Raw genomic sequence first — 20,186 nt, 5'->3', positions numbered from 1 at the left:
CACCATCACCGCCCAGCGGCGGAATCCGTCCACAGCACAACCGGTCCCTCATACCGTCTGACGCGCTCCGGCGCGGCCCGCCGCGGGCTGACGCGCCCGCGCGGTCCCGTCCGGCGGGCGGAAACTCCTTCGTCGGCGCGGCGCGCGCGTGGTTGACTGCGGCGCATGGTTGCCGACGAATCGTTGTACGAGTTCTCCGCCGACACCAGCCGGATCGATCCGGCGCGGGTGCACGCGCTGCTTTCCGAGCACGCCTACTGGGCCGCCGGGCGGTCCCGCGAGGTGCAGGACGCAGCGATCACCGGGTCACGCAACTACGCGGTGTACGCGCGGGAGTCCGGGACGCTCGTCGGCTACGCCCGCGTCGTGACGGACGGCGCCACGTTCGGCTGGCTGGCCGACGTCGTCGTGGACCCTGGCCACCGCCGTCGCGGCCTCGCCCGCCTCCTGGTCGAGGGCGCCCTCGCCGACCTCGGCCCCCTGCGCCTCAAGCGGATCGTGCTCCGGGCTTCCGACGATGGCCGCGCCCTGTACGAGGAACTCGGATGGAAGCAGGTCGACGGCCCGCACGAGTGGATGCAGCGCCTCCACGGCTGAAGGACCCGCGGCCGCCCCTCTGCCTCGCCCGTCGGGGGGGGCGCTCCGCGGTGTACCAGGAGGTTGCTTACGCCAAAGCACGCTGTCGCGTAAGCAACCTCCTGGCTCCCGCGAGCCTTCTGCGCTCCCGCTCATCCCAGCAGCAGCGCGAGCAGTTCTCGGGGGGAGCCGACGACGGCGGCCGCGCCGGCCTCCTCGAGCTCTCCCGGCTCGCCGTACCCCCAGGTGACGCCGATCGTCGGGATGCCGTTCGCGGCCGCGGCGTGCACGTCGTGCTCCCGGTCGCCGACCATCACCGCCGACGCCCCGGCCTGGTCACCGCCGGAGGCCGCGAGCGCCCGGGTCACGACCTTCTCCTTCCCGCCGTGCTCTCCGGCGCCCTCCAGGGCTGGGCCGAAGACGGAGTCGATGCCGCCGGTCAGGTACCGGTCGAGCGCGAAGTGCTGGACGATCGGGCGGGCCAGCGGCTGCGGCTTGGCGGTGGCGACGACGAGGGTGGTGCCCGCGGCGTGCAGGGCGGCGAGGAGGTCGGCGACGCCGTCGAACACGCTGTTGTCGTACATGCCGCCGGCCTCGAGTTCGCGCCGGTAGACGGTGACGACGGCATCGGCCTGGTCGCCGGTGAGGCCGGCGCGGGCGAGGGAGAGCCCGAGGGGCGGGCCGACGAACCGGCGCAGCCGGGCGTCGTCGGGCACGGGGAGCCCGTTCTCGGTGAAGGCCGTGCGCAGGGAGGCCATGATGCCGGGCGCCGAGTCGGTGAGGGTGCCGTCCAGGTCGAGGAGCACGTGCGTGGGGCGGTCGGGCAGGGTGATCGTCACGGACAAGAGCGTACGGTCCGGAGATGCCGCGTCCGTGACCTCGCCGGTCTCGGCGGCGATCGTGATCGCGGTCTCCGTGTCGATGTCGGCCTCGGGGCGTAAGGTCGCGGATGTGACTCTCAAGATCGGCTACAAGGCATCCGCAGAGCAGTTCGGTCCTCGGGACCTGGTGGACTTCACGGTTCTCGCCGAGGAGACCGGCCTGGACAGTGCGTGGATCTCGGACCATTTCCTGCCCTGGCGCGTCAACGGCGGGCACGCGCCGTCGGCCCTGGCGTGGCTCGGGGCGGCGGGCGAGCGTACCGAGCGGATCACGCTCGGCACGAGCGTGATGACTCCCACCTTCCGGTACAACCCGGCGGTGGTCGCGCAGACGTTCGCGACGTTGGCGCTGCTCACCGAGGGGCGCGTGGCGCTCGGCGTGGGTTCGGGTGAGGCGCTGAACGAGATCGCGGTGAGCGGTCGGGAGTGGCCGGAGTTCAAGGAGCGGTTCGCCCGGCTGCGGGAGGCGGTCGCGCTGATGCGGCGGCTGTGGACCGAGGAGTCGGTGGACCACGACGGCGAGTACTACACGCTGGTGGGCGCCACGATCTACGACCGGCCGGAGAGCCCGGTGCCCGTGTACGTCGCGGCCGGTGGCCCGATGGTGGCCCGGTATGCGGGCCGCGTGGGCGACGGCTTCATCTGCACGTCCGGCAAGGGCATGGACCTGTACACGGAGAAGCTGCTGCCGGGTGTCGCGGAGGGTGCGGCGAAGGCAGAGCGCGACCCTGCCGGGATCGACAAGGTGCTGGAGCTGAAGATCTCCTACGACCGGGATCCGGCCGCGGCGCGGGAGAACACGCGGTTCTGGGCGCCGCTCTCGCTCACGCCGGAGCAGAAGCACAGTGTGACGTCGGCGGAGGAGATGGAGCGGCTGGCGGACGAGCTGCCGATCGAGCAGATCGCGAAGCGCTGGATCGTCGCGTCGGAGCCGGAGGAGGCGGTGGAGATGATCAAGCCGTATCTCGCCGCGGGCCTCAACCACCTCATGGTGCACGGTCCGGGCCACGACCAGCGCCGTTTCCTGACCCAGTTCGGCGAGGACGTCCTGCCCCTCCTGAAGCGGCTGTGAACGGGCGAGCCAGCGGGTTATCACTGATATATTCGATCTATGATCGATCTTCGGGCCGAGCGTGAGGCTGCCGGACTCACGCAGAAGCAACTCGCCGAGCTGACGGGTATCGCGCAGTCGAACCTTTCGGCATACGAGTCGGGGCGGCGGCATGCGTCACCTGCGATGCTCGAGCGCATCCGCCACGCGCTCCGTCGCCCCGCAACCGTGCTGGAGGAGCACCGCCCGGAGATTCGCGCGGTGATCGCCCGCCACGGCGCACGCAACGCGCGCGTCTTCGGATCGGTGGCTCGCGGACAGGACACGTCGTCGAGCGATCTCGACATCCTGGTATCGGTTCCGCACGGAGCCGCGTGGACCTTCGGGCGGATCGCGCCCGAACTCGAAGAACTCCTCGGCGTCCATGTCGATGTCGTGAGCGAAGGCGGGCTCGGCGATCGGCACCGGCAGATCCTGGACGAGGCGATCCCGCTGTGACGACGGATGCGATCGAACCAGTGATCTCGCAGTTGCTCGGAGACCTGCTGCTACACACCGATGCCGCGGCCCGGTTGGTCGGGCGCGGTAAGCACGCCTACGACAACGACGAGTTCCTGCGCTACGCGGCGGAGGACCTTCTCGTCCGGCTCGGCGAGGTCGTGGCCCGTCTCGACCGCAAGGCTCCGGCCTTCGTCGCGGACCACCCTGATCTCGAGCTCCGCAATCTCAAGGACACCAGGAACGTCGTCGCGCACGGATACGACATCGTCGACTTCGAGATCATCTGGGAGATCCTGGCCGAGAACATTCCCGTCGTAGCGGATCGCGTGCGGAATCTGCTGGACCCCGAAACCGACGGATTCACGCCGTACCGAACACCCGGCGAAGCACACCCGCCGCGATCAAGCCCAGGGCCAGGACGTAGCACCACGTGATCAGTGCCGGGTACGGGGCCGACCACGCCGGCGCGAGCAGCGGCGCGAACAGCGGGAGCGGCTGCGCGAACAGCATGATCTGCAGCGTGGTCAGCACCTCGGCCACGACGAACAATGCTCCGCCCGCCCCGGCGGCCCGGTTCACGCCCCACGCGAGCACGGCCATCGTGGCGACCAGTGCGTACTCGACGCCATCGAGGATCAGCCAGGGGCTACCGCCTCCGATGTAGGGCAGCGCCTGCACCAGCGCTGCCGCGACCAGGACGCCGACGGCGGCGTACACCACCGCGAGGATCATCTGTCGCCGCCGGTCCGGCGTCGGGCCGGCCGGTGAGTCACCGCCCCGCGGGGGCACGAACGCCACGACGAGCGCCACCTGGACGAGCAGCGGGATCGCCGCCGTCGCCCACGGCCCGAACGAACCGGCCGCGAGCGTTCCCAGCGCGGTCAGGTACAGCGCCGACAGAACTCCGGTCACCAGCCGCGACCTCGCGGCCGGCGTGCCGGGCAGCAGGTGCGGCGCCGTTGCCAGATGCAGGGTGAGCGCCAGGAGCAGCGACGTGGCCATCGCCACCAGCCACCTCACGTCGATCGTCACGCCGGCGACCTCGGGACGCAGCAGCCCCCACGCCACCGGCAGGGCGATGATCATGCGCACGCCGACCATCACGAGAAAGGCGACCGCCGCCCCTCGTGCCCCGGGAGTCCGCAGCAGCCCTTCGACCCGGGCGGCCGCCCGCTCGCGCGCCTCTCCCACCCAGGGCGGGAGCACGGGGGCCCCGATCGGCTCGTCGTCGGTCTCGCTCGACCTGTCTCCGGGCCGGCGCCCGTCGTCACGCGTCACACCGGAGAGGCTACTGGCGCTGGTCGGCGCGCCGCCAGGAATTCGCGCGCCGGCCACGACTCACAGTTCGATCATCAGCAGCCGCGAGCCGCCCTGCTTCTCGTAGCCGAGGGCGGCGTACAGCCCTCCCGCGCCACTCGGGTTCTCGGTGTCGACGTCAAGTGCGGCGTACTGCATCCCGTCGTCGGCCATCGCGCGCATCCCGGCCGTCATCACCGCCGGCGCGAGGCCGCGTCCCCGGTAGGCGCGGCGGACCCCCACGTTGTCGGAGTAGCCGAACGTGAAGCCGCGCACCTCGAAGTCCTCGACGTACTTCGACGCGATCTCGTATGCCACCACCAGCGGCTCCCCCGCCCGCAGCGCGGCCGCGGTCTCGTCGTCGGTGTCCGGTGAGGCGAGCAGCGCGTCGACGTCGGGCGCGTCGTCGAGCACCAGGAACGTCCAGGCCGGCATGAACGCCGTGCGGTCCTCCGCCCAGGTCTCCCTGGTCTGCGGCTGGCTCCCCCAGTGGTCCCGGAACGCGTCGTTCCGCGCGAGGCGCGTCGCCTCGTCGAGCTCGGGCGTCCACCGGACCAGCCGCAACGTGCCGTCCGACGGCGGAGCGGTCGCCGGCGGGATCGGCACCGACAGGTCGCGGCGCAGGTCCGAGTAGTAGCGCCGCACGGCGAACCCGGCGCGCTCGTAGGTACGCCGCTGGGACTCCGGCGCGTCGTCCTCCATCGGCACGATGATCCACGCCGGCACGGGCTGGTCCGCGAGCGCCGACGCCGCGAGCTTCTGCCGCGCGCGTGCGACCTGCCAGGCGAGCAGTTCGCGCCCGATCCCCTCGCCGCGGCGGTCCGGGTGCACGCCGCCGAGGAGGATGGCGCGTGCCACGGTCGCGTCCCCGGGCCGGGTGTCGACCTCGGCGAAGGCGCGCAGCGCGCTCTCGTCCGGGCCCTCGAACCCGAGCAGGAAGTCCTTGTCGAGGTCGCGGTAGGGGGCGGCCATCCGCTCCTGCACCTCGTCGAGGGACCAGCGGAACGGGTCGTTGTCAGCCGCGGCGAGGTCGTTGAGGATGCTCAGGATCGCCGGCGCGTCCTCGCGCCGGGCCCCGCGCCAGGTCAGTCCGCCCGCGCGGATCTCGGGAAGCTGGGTGGGCGCGGCGGCGCGCTCGGCGACGGTCGCCGATGGTGCGGCGGGACCGGAGGCTTCGGGGGCGACGGCGTCGGCGGCATTCATGTGGCTCACGTTAGGCCGCACGGGCGCCGTCGGTCACCGGATTTTCCGCCGACAGTACCCCCGGTTCCGCGTCCCGGCGGGCGGCCTCGGCACAGGCTGTGCGCTGGGCTCTGCGGATCCTCACGGAGTGAACCAGTCGCGGCCGTCGGCCTCCTGGACGACCCGCATGAGCGCGGCCAGGGCCGGGACGTCCCGCCGGTTCCAGGGCCGCCAGGTCAGGCCGCCCGCCGTGGGGAGCGTCGGCGACGCGGGCTGGGCTTCGGACCGCGGCTGTGCGGGCAGTGGCGAAGACATCCCGTCACGGTAGGGCCGATGCCGGCGCCGGGCACGGGAATTTGCGCCGGTGGACCGGTCGTCGCCGAGGTCAGGGCGCCCGAACATGCCAGGGCCGACGGCGTCGCGCGCGTGGCGGCGTCGCCGGCGTGGCAGCAGCCCGGGGCCGACGACGTCGCGGGAGTGACGGCGTCGCCGGGCTGGCGACGTCCAGGGCCGGCGGACCACCCGCCGGTCAGCCGACGGGGTACACGATCCGTGTCTGCCACTCGCCGGGGTCCTCCTCGCTCTCCGGGCCGACGAGGTACTCCTCCCACAGCACCGGCGGCACGTCCATCCCGTTCTCCTCGAACCAGGCCGTGAACTCCTGGTGCGTGTCCGGCAGGCTGTCGTACGACCCGTGGTGGACGGTCTCCACCGTCGCGCCCGCAGGCAGCATCGCCGCGACGACGTCCTCCGACGGCGCGGCGCCCGGAGACACGGGGAAGCCGGCGGTCACATCGGCCGTCTCGTTCTCGATGCCGTGGTAGAGCGCGACGGCCGGCCCGGTCGGCTCCATCCCCCGTTCCGAGAGTGCCTCGGCGGCCGCCGTCATGGCGCGGGGAAAGAACTCCGGGAGCTCACTCATCCGCACCGTCTCGTGCAGTCCGACGATCTCCTGCGCCGCCCGTTCTGCTCGTACGATCTCCATCTCGTTCACCTCCTGGTCGACGCCGGACGCCGTGCGGCCCGGCCCGCCTCCAGCATCGGCCTCCGGGCCCGTCCGGCGCATGTCGACCGGCGGGTTCCAGCCCCCGGTCCGCCCCCGCCGCGGCGAACCCCCGCGGGTTACGCTGCGATTCGTGACTGCTCCCTCCGTTGCCCCGGCCCTGCCCATGTCCGAGCGGGCGGCCGCTCTGCTCGGCGCCTTGCGCGAGCGCGTGGTCGTGGCCGACGGCGCGATGGGCACCATGATCCAGCAGGCCAACCCCACCCTGGCGGACTACCAGGACATGGAGGGCTGCAACGAGATCCTCACGGTCACCCGCCCGGACCTGATCGGGAGCATCCACGACGCCTTCCTCGAGGTGGGCGTGGACGCCATCGAGACCAACACGTTCGGCGCCAACTGGTCCAACCTGTCGGACTACGGCATCGACGACCGCATCCGCGAGCTGGCCCGCGCCGGCGCGGCCCTCGCCCGCGAGCGCGCCGACGCCCACACCACACCCGACCACCCGCGCTGGGTCCTGGGCTCGATGGGCCCGGGCACCAAACTCCCGAGCCTGGGCCACACCACGTACGCGCACCTGCGCGACACGTTCGCGGAGCAGGCGGCGGGCCTCATCGAGGGCGGCGCGGATGCGATCCTCGTCGAGACGAGCCAGGACCTCCTGCAGACCAAGGCGGCGGTGGCGGGCTCGCGGGCGGCGATGACCGCGCTGGGGCAGCGCGTCCCGATCCTCGCGTCGGTCACCGTGGAGACGACGGGCACGATGCTCATGGGCTCGGAGATCGGCGCGGCCCTCACCACGCTCCAGGCGGTCGGCGTGGACGCGATCGGCCTGAACTGCGCCACGGGCCCGGATCAGATGAGCGAGCACCTGCGCCACCTGGCCCGGCACGCGGAGATGCCGGTGATGTGCCAGCCGAACGCGGGCCTGCCGGTGCTCGGCCCGAACGGCGCCTCCTACCCCCTCACGCCCGAGGAGCTGGCCGCCGCGCACGAGCAGTTCACGCGCGAGTTCGGCCTGGGCCTGGTGGGCGGCTGCTGCGGCACGACGCCGGAGCACATGCGCCAGGTCGTCGACGTCGTGCGCGGCAATCCCCTGCCGGACCGTCACCCCGAGCGGGAGAACGGCGTCGCCTCCCTCTACTCGCACACCGACCTGCACCAGGACGCCTCCTACCTGGCGATCGGCGAGCGCACGAACGCGAACGGGTCCAAGGCGTTCCGCGAGGCGATGCTGGAGTCCCGCTGGGACGACGTCGTCGACATCGCGCGCGCCCAGACCCGCGACGGCGCGCACCTGCTGGACGTGTGCGTCGACTACGTGGGGCGCGACGGCGTCGAGGACGTCCGCGAGGTGGTCTCCCGCCTGGCCAGCGCCTCGACGCTGCCGCTGGTGATCGACTCGACCGAGCCGGAGGTGATCCGGGCGGGCCTGGAGCTGCTCGGCGGGCGCGGCGTCGTGAACTCGGTGAACTTCGAGGACGGCGACGGGCCGGACTCGCGGTTCGCCCGCATCATGCCGGCCGTCGTCGAACACGGGGCCGCCGTCGTCGCGCTCACGATCGACGAGGAGGGGCAGGCCCGGACGTGCGAGGGGAAGGTCGCGATCGCGACCCGCCTCATCGAGACGCTCACGCAGCAGTGGGGCATGCGGGTGGACGACATCATCGTCGACTGCCTCACCTTCCCCATCGCGACCGGCCAGGAGGAGACGCGCCGCGACGCCATCGAGACGATCGAGGCGATCCGCGAGCTCACGAGCCGCTACCCCGGCCTGCACACCACGCTGGGCGTGTCGAACGTGTCGTTCGGGCTGAACCCGGCCGCGCGCACGGTGCTGAACTCCGTGTTCCTGCACGAGGCCACCGAGGCCGGCCTGGACAGCGCGATCGTGCACGCGGCGAAGATCCTCCCGCTCAACGCGATCCCGGACGAGCAGCGCGAGGTCGCGCTCGACCTGGTCTGGGACCGGCGCCGGTACGACGACGCCGGCGAGCTGACCTACGACCCGCTGTCCCGCCTCCTGGAGATGTTCGAGGGCGTCGACACGGCCGCCATGCGCGACGCGCGCGCCGCGGAGCTCGCCGCGCTGCCGATCGGCGAGCGGCTGGCCCGCCGCATCATCGACGGCAACCGCAAGGGCCTGGACGACGACGTCGAACAGGCGCTCGGCGACGGCATGAAGGCGCTGGACATCGTCAACGACCACCTGCTGGAAGGTATGAAGGTGGTGGGCGAGCTGTTCGGCAAGGGCGAGATGCAGCTCCCGTTCGTGCTGCAGAGCGCGGAGGTGATGAAGACCGCCGTGGCGCTGCTGGAGCCGCACATGGAGCGGGTCGAGGGTGAGTCCGGGTCGAAGGGCACGATCGTGCTGGCGACCGTGCGCGGCGACGTGCACGACATCGGCAAGAATCTCGTGGACATCATCCTCACCAACAACGGCTACACGGTGGTGAACATCGGGATCAAGCAGCCGATCTCGGCCATGATCGAGGCCGCCGAGGAGCACGGCGCCGACGTGATCGGCATGTCGGGGCTGCTGGTGAAGTCGACCGTGGTGATGAAGGAGAACCTGGAGGAGCTGTCCTCCCGGGGCATGGCGAAGCGGTGGCCGATCCTGCTCGGCGGCGCCGCGCTGACCCGCACGTACGTGGAGGACGACCTCGCCGGGATGTTCGACGGCACGGTCCGGTACGCGCGCGACGCGTTCGAGGGCCTGCGGCTCATGGAGCCGCTGGTCAAGGTGGCACGCGGGGCGTCGGTGGACGACGTCGGGCTGCCGGCCCTGCGCACGCGCCGGCACAACGTGGTCAAGGTGACCGAGACCGCGGTGGAGGACCTGCCCGCCCGGTCCGACGTCGCTCTGGACAACCCGGTGCCGGAGCCGCCGTTCTGGGGTACGCGCATCGTCAAGGGGCTGCAGCTCGCGGACTACGCCGCGTTCCTCGACGAGCGGGCGACCTTCATGGGGCAGTGGGGGCTCAAGCCGGGGCGTTCGGCCGACGGCGCCTCCTACGAGGAACTGGTGGAGACCGAGGGCCGTCCGCGGCTGAAGGAGTGGCTGGACCGCATCCGGACGGAGCAGATCCTCGATCCGACGGTCGTGTACGGGTACTTCCCGGTCTGGTCGGAGGGGGACGACCTCGTCGTCGCGCACCACGGGCCCGGGCTGGCCGGGCTGACGGCGCCCGACGGCGGGTCCGGCGGTTCGCCGGGAACGGAACGCCTGCGCTTCACCTTCCCGCGGCAGCGCCGCGACCGGCACCTGTGCTTGGCCGACTTCGTCAAGCCGCGCTCGTGGGTCGAGGAGACGGGGCGGTACGACGTGCTGCCCGTGCAGCTCGTGACGGTGGGCGACTCCGTGGCCGCGCATACAGCGAAGCTGTTCGAGGGGAATCACTACCGGGAGTACATGGAGCTGCACGGTCTGTCCGTCCAGCTCACGGAGGCGCTGGCGGAGTTCTGGCACTCCCGGGTGCGAGGCGAGCTCGGGTTCGCCGACGAGGAGCCGGACGACGTCGAGGGGATGTTCAAGCTGGAGTACCGCGGGGCGCGGATGTCGCTCGGGTACCCGGCCTGCCCGGAGATGGAGGACCGGCACAAGATCATGGAGCTGCTGCGGGCCGAGCGGGTGGGGGTGGAGCTGAGTGATGAGCTGCAGCTGCATCCGGAGCAGAGCACGGATGCGCTCGTGTTTCATCATCCGGAGTGCAAGTACTTCTCGGTGTGAGTTCCGGGGCGGGGGGCGTCGGCTTCCGATCTGGTGGAACCCGTTCTGGCTGGTCAGAGCCCCGGGCGGATCGCCGGGGCTCCCGTACCCAGGCGTCGCTGGGCGTACCTCAGCGTACCAAAGTGAGTCATAAGCGGGTCAGGATTGAGGCTTTCGGTCGGTGATCGGCGCGCGTGACGCGCTATGAGCGCCTGACCTGCGCGGATGCTCGGCATCGTGGCACGATTTGGGTGCTGACCTCAAGCTTCGCGCGGCGCCCTGCTCGTTGCGATCCTGCCCGCCACCAAGAGTTCGCCCCGATGGTCGAGGCGCGACCTCGTAGTGTGACGGGATGAGTGCTGACGCCTCCAATCGTGAACGCCTGCGCCGTGGACTCGACTGGATCGAGCTCAGCGGGTCAAAGCCCCGAGGGTCAGCAACGCGCCGGCGACCTCGTAGGCGGAGGGTGTGTCGGGCGTGCCGCTGCCGGTGATCGCGCCGAAGTCAGGGACGATAGCGGCATACCTGTCATCGGATTCCTCGGAGTTCACAGATCGCAGGTGCGCTGGCCCACCCACGGGCCCCATGTTCGACGCCTCCACCTGCGAAGACACACCGTCACGACCATTGCCGGTATTGCCGGATCTCGATAGCGTCGTCATCCGTGACCAGGGACGGAACCGGCGCAGAGGAGAATACGTGAGGTCGCGGCTGCCGCTGCTCAACCAGGTGCTCCTCGTTCTGGTCACCTGTCTGCTCGCAATCGCGACGAACTACGCGACCAACGTCGACGACGCCCCGCTCGTCATGCGACTTCTGCGTGACTGGTCCGTGCCCGCGGTGGGTCTGCTGCTCGCCGCGCTGATCGTTGCCCAGGTTGCCGCCTACCGCGCGGAGAATCCTCCGGCACCCGACTCCGAATGGGAGCGCGGCCGGAATCCGTACCCGGGGCTGGATGCCTTCGACGACGACGAGGCGGCCGTGTACTTCGGCCGCGAGTCTCAGGTCACTGAGCTTGTGCGGCGGCTGCACGCCGCCTCCGGCGATCGGTTCGTCGTCCTCGCCGGAGCATCCGGAAGCGGCAAGTCCTCCCTGTTGCGCGCCGGCGTACTTCCCAGGCTCCGAAAGCAGCGATGGAGGGTGCTGCCGGTATTCACGCCGGGGACCAACCCGCTCGCCTCGCTGGCCGCTGCCGTCGCTGGGCCCGAAACCACGGACAAGCTGCTCGTACGCCTGCAGAACGACCCGGGCGCACTTCGTGCCGAGCTCGACAGGCTCCGCGCCGGCGCACGGTTTCGCCAAGTACTCCTGGTGGTGGACCAGTTCGAAGAGCTGGTGACACTGGCCGGCGACCGCGAGCGGGATCAGTTCCTCGAGGCCCTGAAGCACACCACCGACAACGACACCCGCGTGCGGGTGCTCGTTGCAGTGCGGATGGACCTGCTCGGACCGCTGGTGGCGACGCAGTACGCGGAGCTTTTCCGCAGCCCCGCCGTGATCGGCGCTCTGACGAGGACGCAGCTGGTGCAGGCGGTCGAGCAACCGGCCGAGCTGGCAGGGCTGTCACACGCGCCCGGCGTCGTGCAGAGGATCGTCGCAGACACCGGCAGCGAGGACGCGCTACCACTGATGGCCTATCTCCTGCACGAACTGTTCCTCGCCGCCGACGGCCGCACGGTCACGCTAGCCCAGTACGAGGAACTCGGCGGAGTCGAGGGCGCTCTCGCCCGCCATGCGGACGAGACCGCGGCTGCGCTGGCGAACAGCGCCGACATGGACTCGGTACTGCAGGTCCTGCTGAAGTTCGTCACGGTCCGCGACCGCGACGCCGTGCGCCGCAGGGTTGAACTGAACTCGCTGAGCGCCGATGAGCGGATGGTGGTTGACGCGTTCGTCGCGGCCCGGCTGCTCACCTCGAACGCCGAGTCCGGCGTGGCATTCGCCGAGGTCACGCACGAAGCGCTGTTCCGACAATGGGCGCCACTACGCCAGGAGGTCGAAGCCCGCTCGGACCAATTGCGCCAGCGCGCAGAGCTAGAGCGCTGGGCCGAGGACTGGGAAAGCGCCCACCGCAGCGACGACTATCTCCTCACCGGCAAGCGATTGGCGCAAGCGCGACAGTGGCTGGACGGGCTGACCGAGAGCGGCCAGGAATCTCCGATCGCCCGCGAGCTCGTCAACGCCTCCCTGAGGAAGGACCGCGCCTACCTCGAACGCGTCGCCGACAGCCTCGCCCAGCGAGCAATCACCTCTGTCCGCGAACTCCCCGAACAGGCCCTCCTCCTCGCGCTGGCCGCCCTCGACGAGTGCGCCGCGACACCGCTTGCCGTTCGAGCCCTGATGACTGGTCTCGCGCACAACCACGTCCTCCTGCAGCTCAGCGAGCACACGAACGTCGTCCGCGACGTGAAGTGGTCGCCGGATGGCACTCGCCTGGCCACCGCATCCCGCGACGGCACGAGCCGCATCTGGGACGCCGAGACCGGCCGCTGCATCCACGTCCTGCCGTCCGGCGGGCCGATGATGGAGGGCGTCAGCTGGTCGCCCGACTCCCGGCACGTTGCCACCATCGGGCGAGAACAGTCCGTCCGAATCTGGAATGCCGAGACCGGCGAACCTGTCCGAACCTTGCGCGGCCTGACGGACTTCGGCCGGCAGGTCGCGTGGTCTCCAGATGGACAGCACATCGCTGCGAGCTGCAAGGACACCGTCGTGCGGATCTGGGACAGTACCCACGGCGAACTTGTCCGGGAGTTGAGTGGACACCGGGACGACGTGTGGGGACTCTCATGGGCTCCCGACGGCCAGGAGCTCGCAACGGCATCGCACGATCAGCGCGTACTGGTCTGGGATGTGAGCACCGGCGCCATCGTCAGCGGCCTTACCGGACACACCAGCTTCGTCGAAGGCGTGGCATGGGAGCCCCGCGGGTCTCGAATAGCGACCGGCTCTGGTGACCACACCAGCTTCATCTTCCGTCACTATTTTGAAGCCCATGACGTCGTACTGCGGCACCATGTGAACTACGTCTGGAACGTCGCCTGGTCCCCGGACGGCGGGTCATTGGCAACGGCGTCGTCAGACCGACTGGTCAAAGTGGTCGACCCCGACGACGCCGATGAGCTCGCCGTACTGCGTGGACACGCCGACACTGTCTGGGGCGTCGCATGGGCACCGGCCGGTGATCGGCTCGCCACCTGCTCATCTGACGCCACGGTACGCACCTGGCGACTCCACCCCCGCGGCGCTGAATCCGAACTGCTCCTCGAAAGCAACGGAGCAGTTGCGGCCGCGGCTTGGATACCAGGCGATTCGGACCTTGCGAACTTCACGGCAACCATCTCTCCCGATCAGAGTTACTGGGCAGTTGCGGTGGCATCAGACGGTCGATCGGCACGCGCGAGTAGCGACGGCACGATCGCTCTGATCGGTAGCGAGGCAGACGTTGACGGCTTGCTCCATGGAGCGCCCGCCGAAGCCCTCGCGTGGTCAGCAGACGGACATTTCCTCGCCGCCGGTGACCATGACGGCCACGTCCGCATCTACGAATCGGAATCGATCCGATCTGGAGGCGCTGATCCGATGCAGGTTCTCACCGGCCACCAGGACTGGATCAGCGACATCGCCTGGTCCGCCTCCGGCCGGTTCATTGCCAGCGGCTCCGACGACCGCACCGCCCGGATCTGGGACGTCGCCGGCGGCGAGCAGCACACCGTGCTGCGCAGCCACGACAACTACGTAGACGGCGTGGCGTGGTCCCCGGACGAACGCCACATCGCCACAGCCTCCGCTGACTGGACGCTGGGCATCTGGGATGTCAGCACCGGCCAGCGCATCGAGACGCTGAAGGGACACGAAGCTCGCGTCGAATGCATCGCCTGGTCTCCGGACGGCAACTGGCTTGTCACAGGGTCCGACGACGAAACCGTTCGGATCTGGAACGCCGTGACGTTCGAGTACTCCCACGTCGCAGGTGTTCACCGCGGCAAGGTCACCTCGGTCTCCTGGTCCGCGGACTCGAACACCGTCATGAGTTCGTCCGCCGATGGAACCGTACGAGCCTGGCGGCGTGAGCCCGACGTCGAGGCGCTCACGGCGATGGCCCGCACCCGCGTCTTCCGCACCCTCACGCCCGAGGAGCGGGAACAGCACCTCCTGCCGGCGATGCCGTAACTACAGGGCCACCGGCTCGATGTCGACCCCCTCGTCCTCGACCAGGTACTCGCTCGGGTCGAGACCCATGGCATCCCGCTCGGGCAATGCCCAGTACGCAGCGTTGGCCTCGGCGAAGGTCCCAGGGCCGTCGTACGAGATCACCCACACGAACTCGTCCCGCTCTCGCACCACCCATGCCCCGCCGATCGCGAACCCGGTCTTGAGCCGCAACGGCACGATCTCTTCCTTCCACCGGCGTACCCACTCGTCCATGAGGCCGGGACGCACACGGTAGGTGCGCAGCTGCGTCTCCATGGCAGCAAGCGTACGGGCACGCCGAGCCTCCGGAGGCTGGAAACCATCCCCCAGCCGCAGCCGCAGCCGCAGCCGGATCCGCGGCCGGCGGCACGCGCGGTCGTCATCCGTGCTTCCGTGGCCGCCGAATCCCGGGTTCACCTCATGATTCGCTTGGCGAACGAACTCGGCATGCGGCGTGGTGAAGTAGCCCGAGTTCATCCGAGTCGCGACCTGCTGCGATCCCCGACGGGTTGGTCGCTCGTCGTGCACGGCAAGGGCTCTCGTCGTCGGACACTTCCCGTTCCCGACGACCTCGCCGCCATCCTACGCGGCGCCGGCGACGGCTATCTCTTCCCGAGCCCGAACGGCGGGCACCTCACCCCGCACTGGGTGGGCACGCTCGTGTCCCGCGCGCTGGCCGACGGCACCACCATGCACCAGCTCCGGCATCTCTGCGCCACCGAGATCCACGAGGAGACCCGCGACCTTCGACTGGTCCAGACGATCCTCGGCCACGCGTCGGTCGCCACCACCCAACGCTATGTCGCCGTCGAGGACACCCGCATCCGCGAAGCTCTGGAAGCTCGCACCGCACACTGGAGAAAGGCTGCCTGAGCTGCCTCAACGCCCCTGGGTCCGCTCGTACTCCACGACGACGGCGGCCGGAATCAGCCCACGGTGGTTGACCACCACGCCGTTCTCCGCCGCCGCCCACGGCTCGAACTCCGTGTCTCCGGGTGCGGGCAGGCCGCGGTACCAGCGCCGGTAGCCGGCGACGGCCATCGCCTGGGCATGCTCGGGCGCGGGCTTGAGCCGATCGGTCAGCAGGACGGCGTCATCGTCGGACATGCGCAGCAGCGGGCGCCGCAGGTGAATCGACCAGGCGTGCTCCGTCCGGCCGAACGCGTCCAGATCCTCGACGAGCGGCGCAAGATCGACGCCAAGACCGAGGTACGCCAAGGCACCGATCTCGATCGGGCAGCCCACGGGAAACTCACGCTCGCTGAAGCGAACCGGCTCGTCAAGCCGCTCAACGGGACCACCGACGCGTGTGGTCCCGATGACCCGCCCGCGGTCGCGGGTCGGGTTCTTGAAGCAGCCACGTGTCGTGTACAGGAAGAGCGTGTCACCCTCCCGAAGCTCGGCGACCTCTCGCCGACCGGCACTCGGGAAGGCGGTCCGCGACTCCGTGAGGATCCAGCCGAGAGCCTCACGGTCGCCGATGATCAGGAGGTAGGACGCCATGAGCCGATCCTGCCAGTCGACAGGCTTTCGCTACCGCTTCATCGTGCTGAACTTCCGGATCCCGTCGATCACCTGCGGAACCGACGGCGCATAGGCTCCCCACGCCTCTTCGATGTCTTCGACCTTGACCTTGCCGGTGGAGACGGCCTCGCAGAACCGCATCCACGCCTCGCCCGTCGCGAAAGTCAGTCCACCGGCCACGGCAGCGTTGACGAACATCCCCGCACCCGGAATCAACTTGAGGAGGCTGCGCGCCAGCGCCTTTCCGGCGAACTGTACGGCGAGCTGCGTGATGAGCTGCCCGCTGCCGAGGACCTTCAGGTCCATCCCGTAGTAGGCGCAGATCTTGCCCATCATCGCGAGCTGGATGCCGGACAGGGCGACGGCATCGGCGACGGGGATCGGCACGAAGGCCACACCTCCTGCGGCCGTCGCCGCTGCAGTGATCACTCGGCGGCACATCTCACGCTTCAGATCCGGCACGATCTTCTGCGCGACCTTGATCGCGTCGTCCCACTCCGACGGGCTCAGCTCCCGCGTGACCTCCAGGAGCTGCTCGAGCCCGTGCACCGGGCCCCCGAACCGTCCCTGATCGACGGCAGCGGTCGCGACGACGGCGTCGATCGGCAGATCGATCGGTGTGCCGTCGGCAGACCTGGGATCCTCGAACCAGTCGAGCATCGCCCGGGCATCGTCGGAGAACGCCCAGTCCCGCGTCAGTCCTGATCCGACGCTGACCTTCATGCCGGTGCGAGCACGCGCCACCTTGGTCAGCACGACGACGACGGGCAGTCCCTGCGACTTGAACTCGGCGAGCACATCGATCTCGGCGGGCTGCAATCGCGCCGACGACGAGGCCACGCAGTACCAGACCGCGGCGATTCGCTGCCCCGGCGGGCCGGCGGCGATCGTCGCGAGGTTCTCGCGCACGATGTCGGCCGGCAGCATGCTGGTCCCGACCTCGAATCCCTCGAAGTCCCAGATGCCCAGGGTGCCGTCGGAATTCTTGTGATAGTTGATTCCGCGCGTGACCGGCAGCCCCACGCCGGTACGCGCATGATCCGATCCGAAGACCGCGTTGACCAGCGACGACTTGCCCACGCCGGTCCCACCCACGACAGCCAGGTTGAACCGCCCGATCCGGGAACGCTCCGCTTCCGCGGCCTTCAGCACGTCCTCGGGATCGACACCTTCGTGCTCTTCGGCGTTGGTGTTCACAGCGACGCACACTACCGGCCTGAGCAGGCCCGACGCCCCTACCCGAATGGGTGAATCGCCCTACTGTGACAACTGATGCGCGTGGGGGCCTCAGCTACCGAGTCAGTCGGCAATCTGCCGAGCGCCGTGCGCTCGCTCGTAGGGCGAAGGACCGGACTCGGATTCGGCCCGCCGGCGATTCCCGAACTTCGACCGACGACTGCATACGCTCCTCACGCCAGTTCCTCCCACTGTTCCCCCAGCGCCTCGTCCAGCGCCTCACGGATGCGCTGTTCCTCTCCGTGCCCGGTCGTCTCCAAGCGGAGCAGCGAGATCCCGATGCGGCGGAAGATCGCATCCTTCCGCTCGTCCTTCTTCCGTTGGCGAGAGTTCCCGCGATGGAACTTCCAGCCGTCCACCTCAATCGCGAGCACCGGCCGGTTGGTCACGCGGTTGTGCACGAGGAAGTCGACGCTCGCCCCGTTGTCGACGTATTCCTTCTGCCGGGGCGTCAGGACGGAAGGATCCGGGACCAGGTTCCGTACAAACATCTGAGCAGACAGCCCGAGGTTCGAATACTCCTCGGCACCGAGGACGTCGTCGAGCACGGTCCACGCGATGGCTTCTGCCGGTGACTCCCCACGCGGCACCACGCGCTGCGCGAGCGGGCGGAGCCGCCGCGAGAAGTCGCGGTACAGCAGATCGAACACGCCCACCAGATCACTCTCGCGGATGTTGCCCGGGTCCTGGTACCTGATGTACCCGATCAGGTCGTGGATGTGCCGCGTCCTGGGCAGCATCGAGTGGTGCGTCACCAGGACGAACTCCTCCTTGGCCCGCGAGACCGCGACGTTCACCAGGTGCGGCTGATCCACGAACTGCACGCGAAGGTTCCCCTGCTTGGTGTCGTCGATGACGGTGGTGAAGCTGACCGCCGCACGCTCACGCCCCTGGAACTTGTGCACGGTGTCGGCGGCGATGTACGGGCGCAGGTTCGTGGCGGCCTCGTCCGCGTGCAGCCGGAACGGCGACACCAGCGCGCATTCCTCGGGCCGACGATGCGCCAACCACCCGGGCAGCACCTCCTGCGTCATCTGGTCCAGCTCCCGCTGGCTGTACGCGCCCTTGCCCTTCACCGAGCGCATGTGCCCGCCCGGCGCGGTGAGCTCGACGCGCATCGGCCGCGCGACACGAGGGTTGTCCTGCGTGAACGGGATCAGCTCGTCCCGGTAGAACTTCTTGTTGCAGTACCCGATGATCATCGGGTCGCACCGGTAGTGCTCCTGGAGGGTCACCTCGGGCAGGTCGTCGCCGTACCGCGCGATCACCGCGGACAGGAGGTTGTGCCGGAGGTAGTCCGTGTCCGACGACGGCGCCCGGAGGCCTTCCGCATACGCCTTCTTCGCGATGTGCTGCAGTTGTCGCGAGTCTCCGACGACGACGATCCGGCGGGCGAGGGCCATCGCCACGGCGGCGGTCACCAGATCCACCTGGGATGCCTCGTCGACGATCAGGTAGTCGAGGAGTTCGCCGTCGGGGAGACCGGCCCGGAGGGAGTGACAGGTGCTGAGCACGACGGGGAACTCCTGGAGCAGCTCACGCGTGAGACGCAGATACGAGGGCAGCGGGGTGGATCCCGCGAGCTCCTGCGCGGCGATCTCGGCACCGAACAGCGCCTGCGACATCTCGACGAGGCGCCCACGAAGGTCCTTGTACTTCGCCGATTCGAGCTTTCGGTCGATCCGCTCCACCCGCCGTCGCAGCTCCGCGATCCTGCGCTCGTAGTACGCCTCCTGCAGCCGCAGGACCACCTCGGTGTCCTCGGGGTCCAGCGAGCGGATGATCCCGTACCGCAGGTACTGCCGGAGCCACCGGCTGATGCGCTGGGCACGCGTCGTGGTGAGGGGTCCGACGGCGTTGTCGACGAGAAGCGCGAGAATCCGCCTCGACGAGCGCCACAGCAGCGGGAAGTCGTCCAGTGGCGGGATCTCGTGCCGTTCCAGGTGCTCGCGGAAGTGGCTCTGCTCGAGTTCGTAGGCAGCACGCTCGCCGGACTTCTGCGCCCGTTCGCGATCGAGCTCCTGCAGCTTGACCAGGCGCTTGTCGAGGTTCTTGAGCTTGGTGTCCGTGGCCGCACCGTCGTCGTCGGTACGCGCGGAATGCTTGAGCCGGTGCACCGTCCGCGCGGTGCGGAGATCCGGGACCGCCGTGAAGAACGCCTCCCGCTTCGCCTTCGGGCCGAGCCCGGCGACGACGAAGTCGTACCCGGCTTCGTGCAGCTTCTCGCCGACGTTCTTGACGGCCTCGTTGTTGAGGGAGACGACACCCACGGTCGCGCCAGGATCCCGCACGATGTTCGCGATGATGTTGAGGATGGTCTGGGTCTTGCCGGTACCCGGCGGCCCCTGGATCACCGAGACGTCGTGCTCCAGGGCGTTGCGCACCGCGGCGCGCTGGCTCAGGTTGATCCCGAACGGGTACAGGACGGCCCGCTCGACCTCGGTCCGGCCGATCGGGCGACGGTGCAGGAAATGCGCCAGCGCCGACTCCCGATCGACGATCCGCATCGCCTCGTAATGCCCCACGAGCGACGTCGGCCCTTCGGGCTGACGTCCGGCGATGCGGCGCCAGTAATCCAGGATCGGCCTGCCCTCGGCGTCGTCGGCCCCGTCCACCACGATCCGCCGGACATCAGCCTCGCGAATCGTTCGTATGCCGTCACCGCTCGCGTGGAAGACACGAATCCACGCCCCGGAGTCGTCAACCGCGTCGAACCGCAGGACCTGTGCGGCGACGACGGCCGCCACGTCACCGTTCTTCGCGCGGTAGGTCACCCGTGCGCGGCGACCTTCCGGCGCCATGCTCCGAGGGTTCTGCAAGACCCTGACCCGCTGCGGCCGATACTTCCGACGACGCGGCTCACCACTGGTGTGCTCCAGCCAGACATATCGATCATCGGACCAGCAAGCCACGACACGCGACGTCGCATCGTCGAACGGCGCGCCATCCCGTGCATCGCGAATGAGGACAAGGTACTGGCACGGGTCGAGAGTCGACGTCATGCGCCGAACATAACGGGATGCCGGAATT

The 20,186-nt window shown here is 69.6% G+C and carries 17 protein-coding genes; 7 read left to right on the top strand and 10 right to left on the bottom strand.

What is annotated here, in order from left to right:
* Positions 1 to 165: 165 nt before the first annotated feature.
* Positions 166 to 597, top strand: a complete 432-nt coding sequence (locus ACYVK5_RS16630; RefSeq protein WP_460706993.1) for a GNAT family N-acetyltransferase — start codon at positions 166 to 168, stop codon at positions 595 to 597.
* A 131-nt stretch (positions 598 to 728) separates the two neighbouring features.
* Here ACYVK5_RS16630 and ACYVK5_RS16625 read toward each other — a convergent pair whose 3' ends face one another.
* Entirely contained in the window at positions 729 to 1,538 is an 810-nt protein-coding gene (locus tag ACYVK5_RS16625; protein WP_460706991.1) for an HAD hydrolase-like protein, read from the bottom strand.
* On the opposite strand from ACYVK5_RS16625, the gene fgd reads away from it, so the two are divergent.
* From fgd to ACYVK5_RS16610, 3 genes are read left to right on the top strand one after another with little or no spacing between them, the layout of a single operon-like run.
* Complete coding sequence (fgd, locus tag ACYVK5_RS16620) at positions 1,528 to 2,529, top strand: glucose-6-phosphate dehydrogenase (coenzyme-F420) (RefSeq protein WP_460706990.1); 1,002 nt, start codon at positions 1,528 to 1,530, stop codon at positions 2,527 to 2,529. The two genes, ACYVK5_RS16625 and fgd, sit on opposite strands and share 11 nt — an antisense overlap.
* A 39-nt stretch (positions 2,530 to 2,568) precedes the next feature.
* Positions 2,569 to 3,006, top strand: a complete 438-nt coding sequence (locus ACYVK5_RS16615) for a helix-turn-helix domain-containing protein (RefSeq protein ID WP_460706988.1) — start codon at positions 2,569 to 2,571, stop codon at positions 3,004 to 3,006.
* A complete protein-coding gene (locus tag ACYVK5_RS16610) occupies positions 3,003 to 3,443 on the top strand; it encodes a HepT-like ribonuclease domain-containing protein (protein WP_460706985.1) in 441 nt (146 codons plus the stop codon). The genes ACYVK5_RS16615 and ACYVK5_RS16610 overlap by 4 nt, the downstream gene beginning before the upstream one ends.
* On the opposite strand, the gene ACYVK5_RS16605 is transcribed toward ACYVK5_RS16610, so the two are convergent.
* The 4 genes from ACYVK5_RS16605 to ACYVK5_RS16590 form a co-directional block, all read right to left on the bottom strand.
* Positions 3,370 to 4,287, bottom strand: coding sequence for a hypothetical protein (locus tag ACYVK5_RS16605; RefSeq protein ID WP_460706984.1), 918 nt, complete (start codon positions 4,285 to 4,287; stop codon positions 3,370 to 3,372). The two genes, ACYVK5_RS16610 and ACYVK5_RS16605, sit on opposite strands and share 74 nt — an antisense overlap.
* A gap of 60 nt (positions 4,288 to 4,347) precedes the next feature.
* On the bottom strand, positions 4,348 to 5,508 hold the full coding sequence (locus ACYVK5_RS16600; RefSeq protein ID WP_460706982.1) for a GNAT family N-acetyltransferase: 1,161 nt from the start codon (positions 5,506 to 5,508) through the stop codon (positions 4,348 to 4,350).
* 120 nt (positions 5,509 to 5,628) lie between these two features.
* Positions 5,629 to 5,802: a hypothetical protein gene (locus ACYVK5_RS16595; protein ID WP_460706980.1), complete on the bottom strand. Its 174-nt coding sequence runs from the start codon at positions 5,800 to 5,802 to the stop codon at positions 5,629 to 5,631.
* Between the two features lie 214 nt (positions 5,803 to 6,016).
* Complete coding sequence (locus ACYVK5_RS16590; RefSeq protein WP_460706978.1) at positions 6,017 to 6,472, bottom strand: GyrI-like domain-containing protein; 456 nt, start codon at positions 6,470 to 6,472, stop codon at positions 6,017 to 6,019.
* Between the two features lie 184 nt (positions 6,473 to 6,656).
* Between ACYVK5_RS16590 and metH the strand changes: the two genes are divergently transcribed.
* Positions 6,657 to 10,223, top strand: coding sequence for a methionine synthase (gene metH / locus ACYVK5_RS16585; protein ID WP_460706995.1), 3,567 nt, complete (start codon positions 6,657 to 6,659; stop codon positions 10,221 to 10,223).
* A 389-nt stretch (positions 10,224 to 10,612) separates the two neighbouring features.
* Here the strand turns inward: metH and ACYVK5_RS16580 are convergent, their stop codons facing one another.
* On the bottom strand, positions 10,613 to 10,753 hold the full coding sequence (locus ACYVK5_RS16580) for a hypothetical protein (RefSeq protein ID WP_460706976.1): 141 nt from the start codon (positions 10,751 to 10,753) through the stop codon (positions 10,613 to 10,615).
* Positions 10,754 to 10,787: 34 nt separating this feature from the next.
* Between ACYVK5_RS16580 and ACYVK5_RS16575 the strand changes: the two genes are divergently transcribed.
* Positions 10,788 to 14,375: an nSTAND1 domain-containing NTPase gene (locus ACYVK5_RS16575; RefSeq protein ID WP_460706974.1), complete on the top strand. Its 3,588-nt coding sequence runs from the start codon at positions 10,788 to 10,790 to the stop codon at positions 14,373 to 14,375.
* Here ACYVK5_RS16575 and ACYVK5_RS16570 read toward each other — a convergent pair whose 3' ends face one another.
* Positions 14,376 to 14,672: an NIPSNAP family protein gene (locus tag ACYVK5_RS16570; RefSeq protein ID WP_460706971.1), complete on the bottom strand. Its 297-nt coding sequence runs from the start codon at positions 14,670 to 14,672 to the stop codon at positions 14,376 to 14,378.
* 117 nt (positions 14,673 to 14,789) lie between these two features.
* On the opposite strand from ACYVK5_RS16570, the gene ACYVK5_RS16565 reads away from it, so the two are divergent.
* Complete coding sequence (locus ACYVK5_RS16565) at positions 14,790 to 15,269, top strand: tyrosine-type recombinase/integrase (RefSeq protein WP_460706969.1); 480 nt, start codon at positions 14,790 to 14,792, stop codon at positions 15,267 to 15,269.
* Between the two features lie 6 nt (positions 15,270 to 15,275).
* On the opposite strand, the gene ACYVK5_RS16560 is transcribed toward ACYVK5_RS16565, so the two are convergent.
* The 3 genes from ACYVK5_RS16560 to ACYVK5_RS16550 all read right to left on the bottom strand — a co-directional run bounded on the left by ACYVK5_RS16560 (position 15,276) and on the right by ACYVK5_RS16550 (position 19,957).
* Positions 15,276 to 15,899, bottom strand: a complete 624-nt coding sequence (locus ACYVK5_RS16560; protein WP_460706967.1) for a hypothetical protein — start codon at positions 15,897 to 15,899, stop codon at positions 15,276 to 15,278.
* Between the two features lie 30 nt (positions 15,900 to 15,929).
* The gene (locus tag ACYVK5_RS16555; RefSeq protein ID WP_460706965.1) at positions 15,930 to 17,117 is read right to left on the bottom strand and encodes a DUF697 domain-containing protein; all 1,188 of its coding nucleotides are present in this window, start codon (positions 17,115 to 17,117) and stop codon (positions 15,930 to 15,932) included.
* Positions 17,118 to 17,329: 212 nt separating this feature from the next.
* On the bottom strand, positions 17,330 to 19,957 hold the full coding sequence (locus ACYVK5_RS16550; RefSeq protein WP_460706963.1) for an AAA domain-containing protein: 2,628 nt from the start codon (positions 19,955 to 19,957) through the stop codon (positions 17,330 to 17,332).
* Positions 19,958 to 20,186: the final 229 nt, after the last annotated feature.

The sequence above is a fragment of the Myceligenerans halotolerans genome (assembly GCF_054782975.1).
Note: the sequence above shows the minus strand (reverse complement) of the source record. Positions and strands in the feature narration are given on the sequence as shown.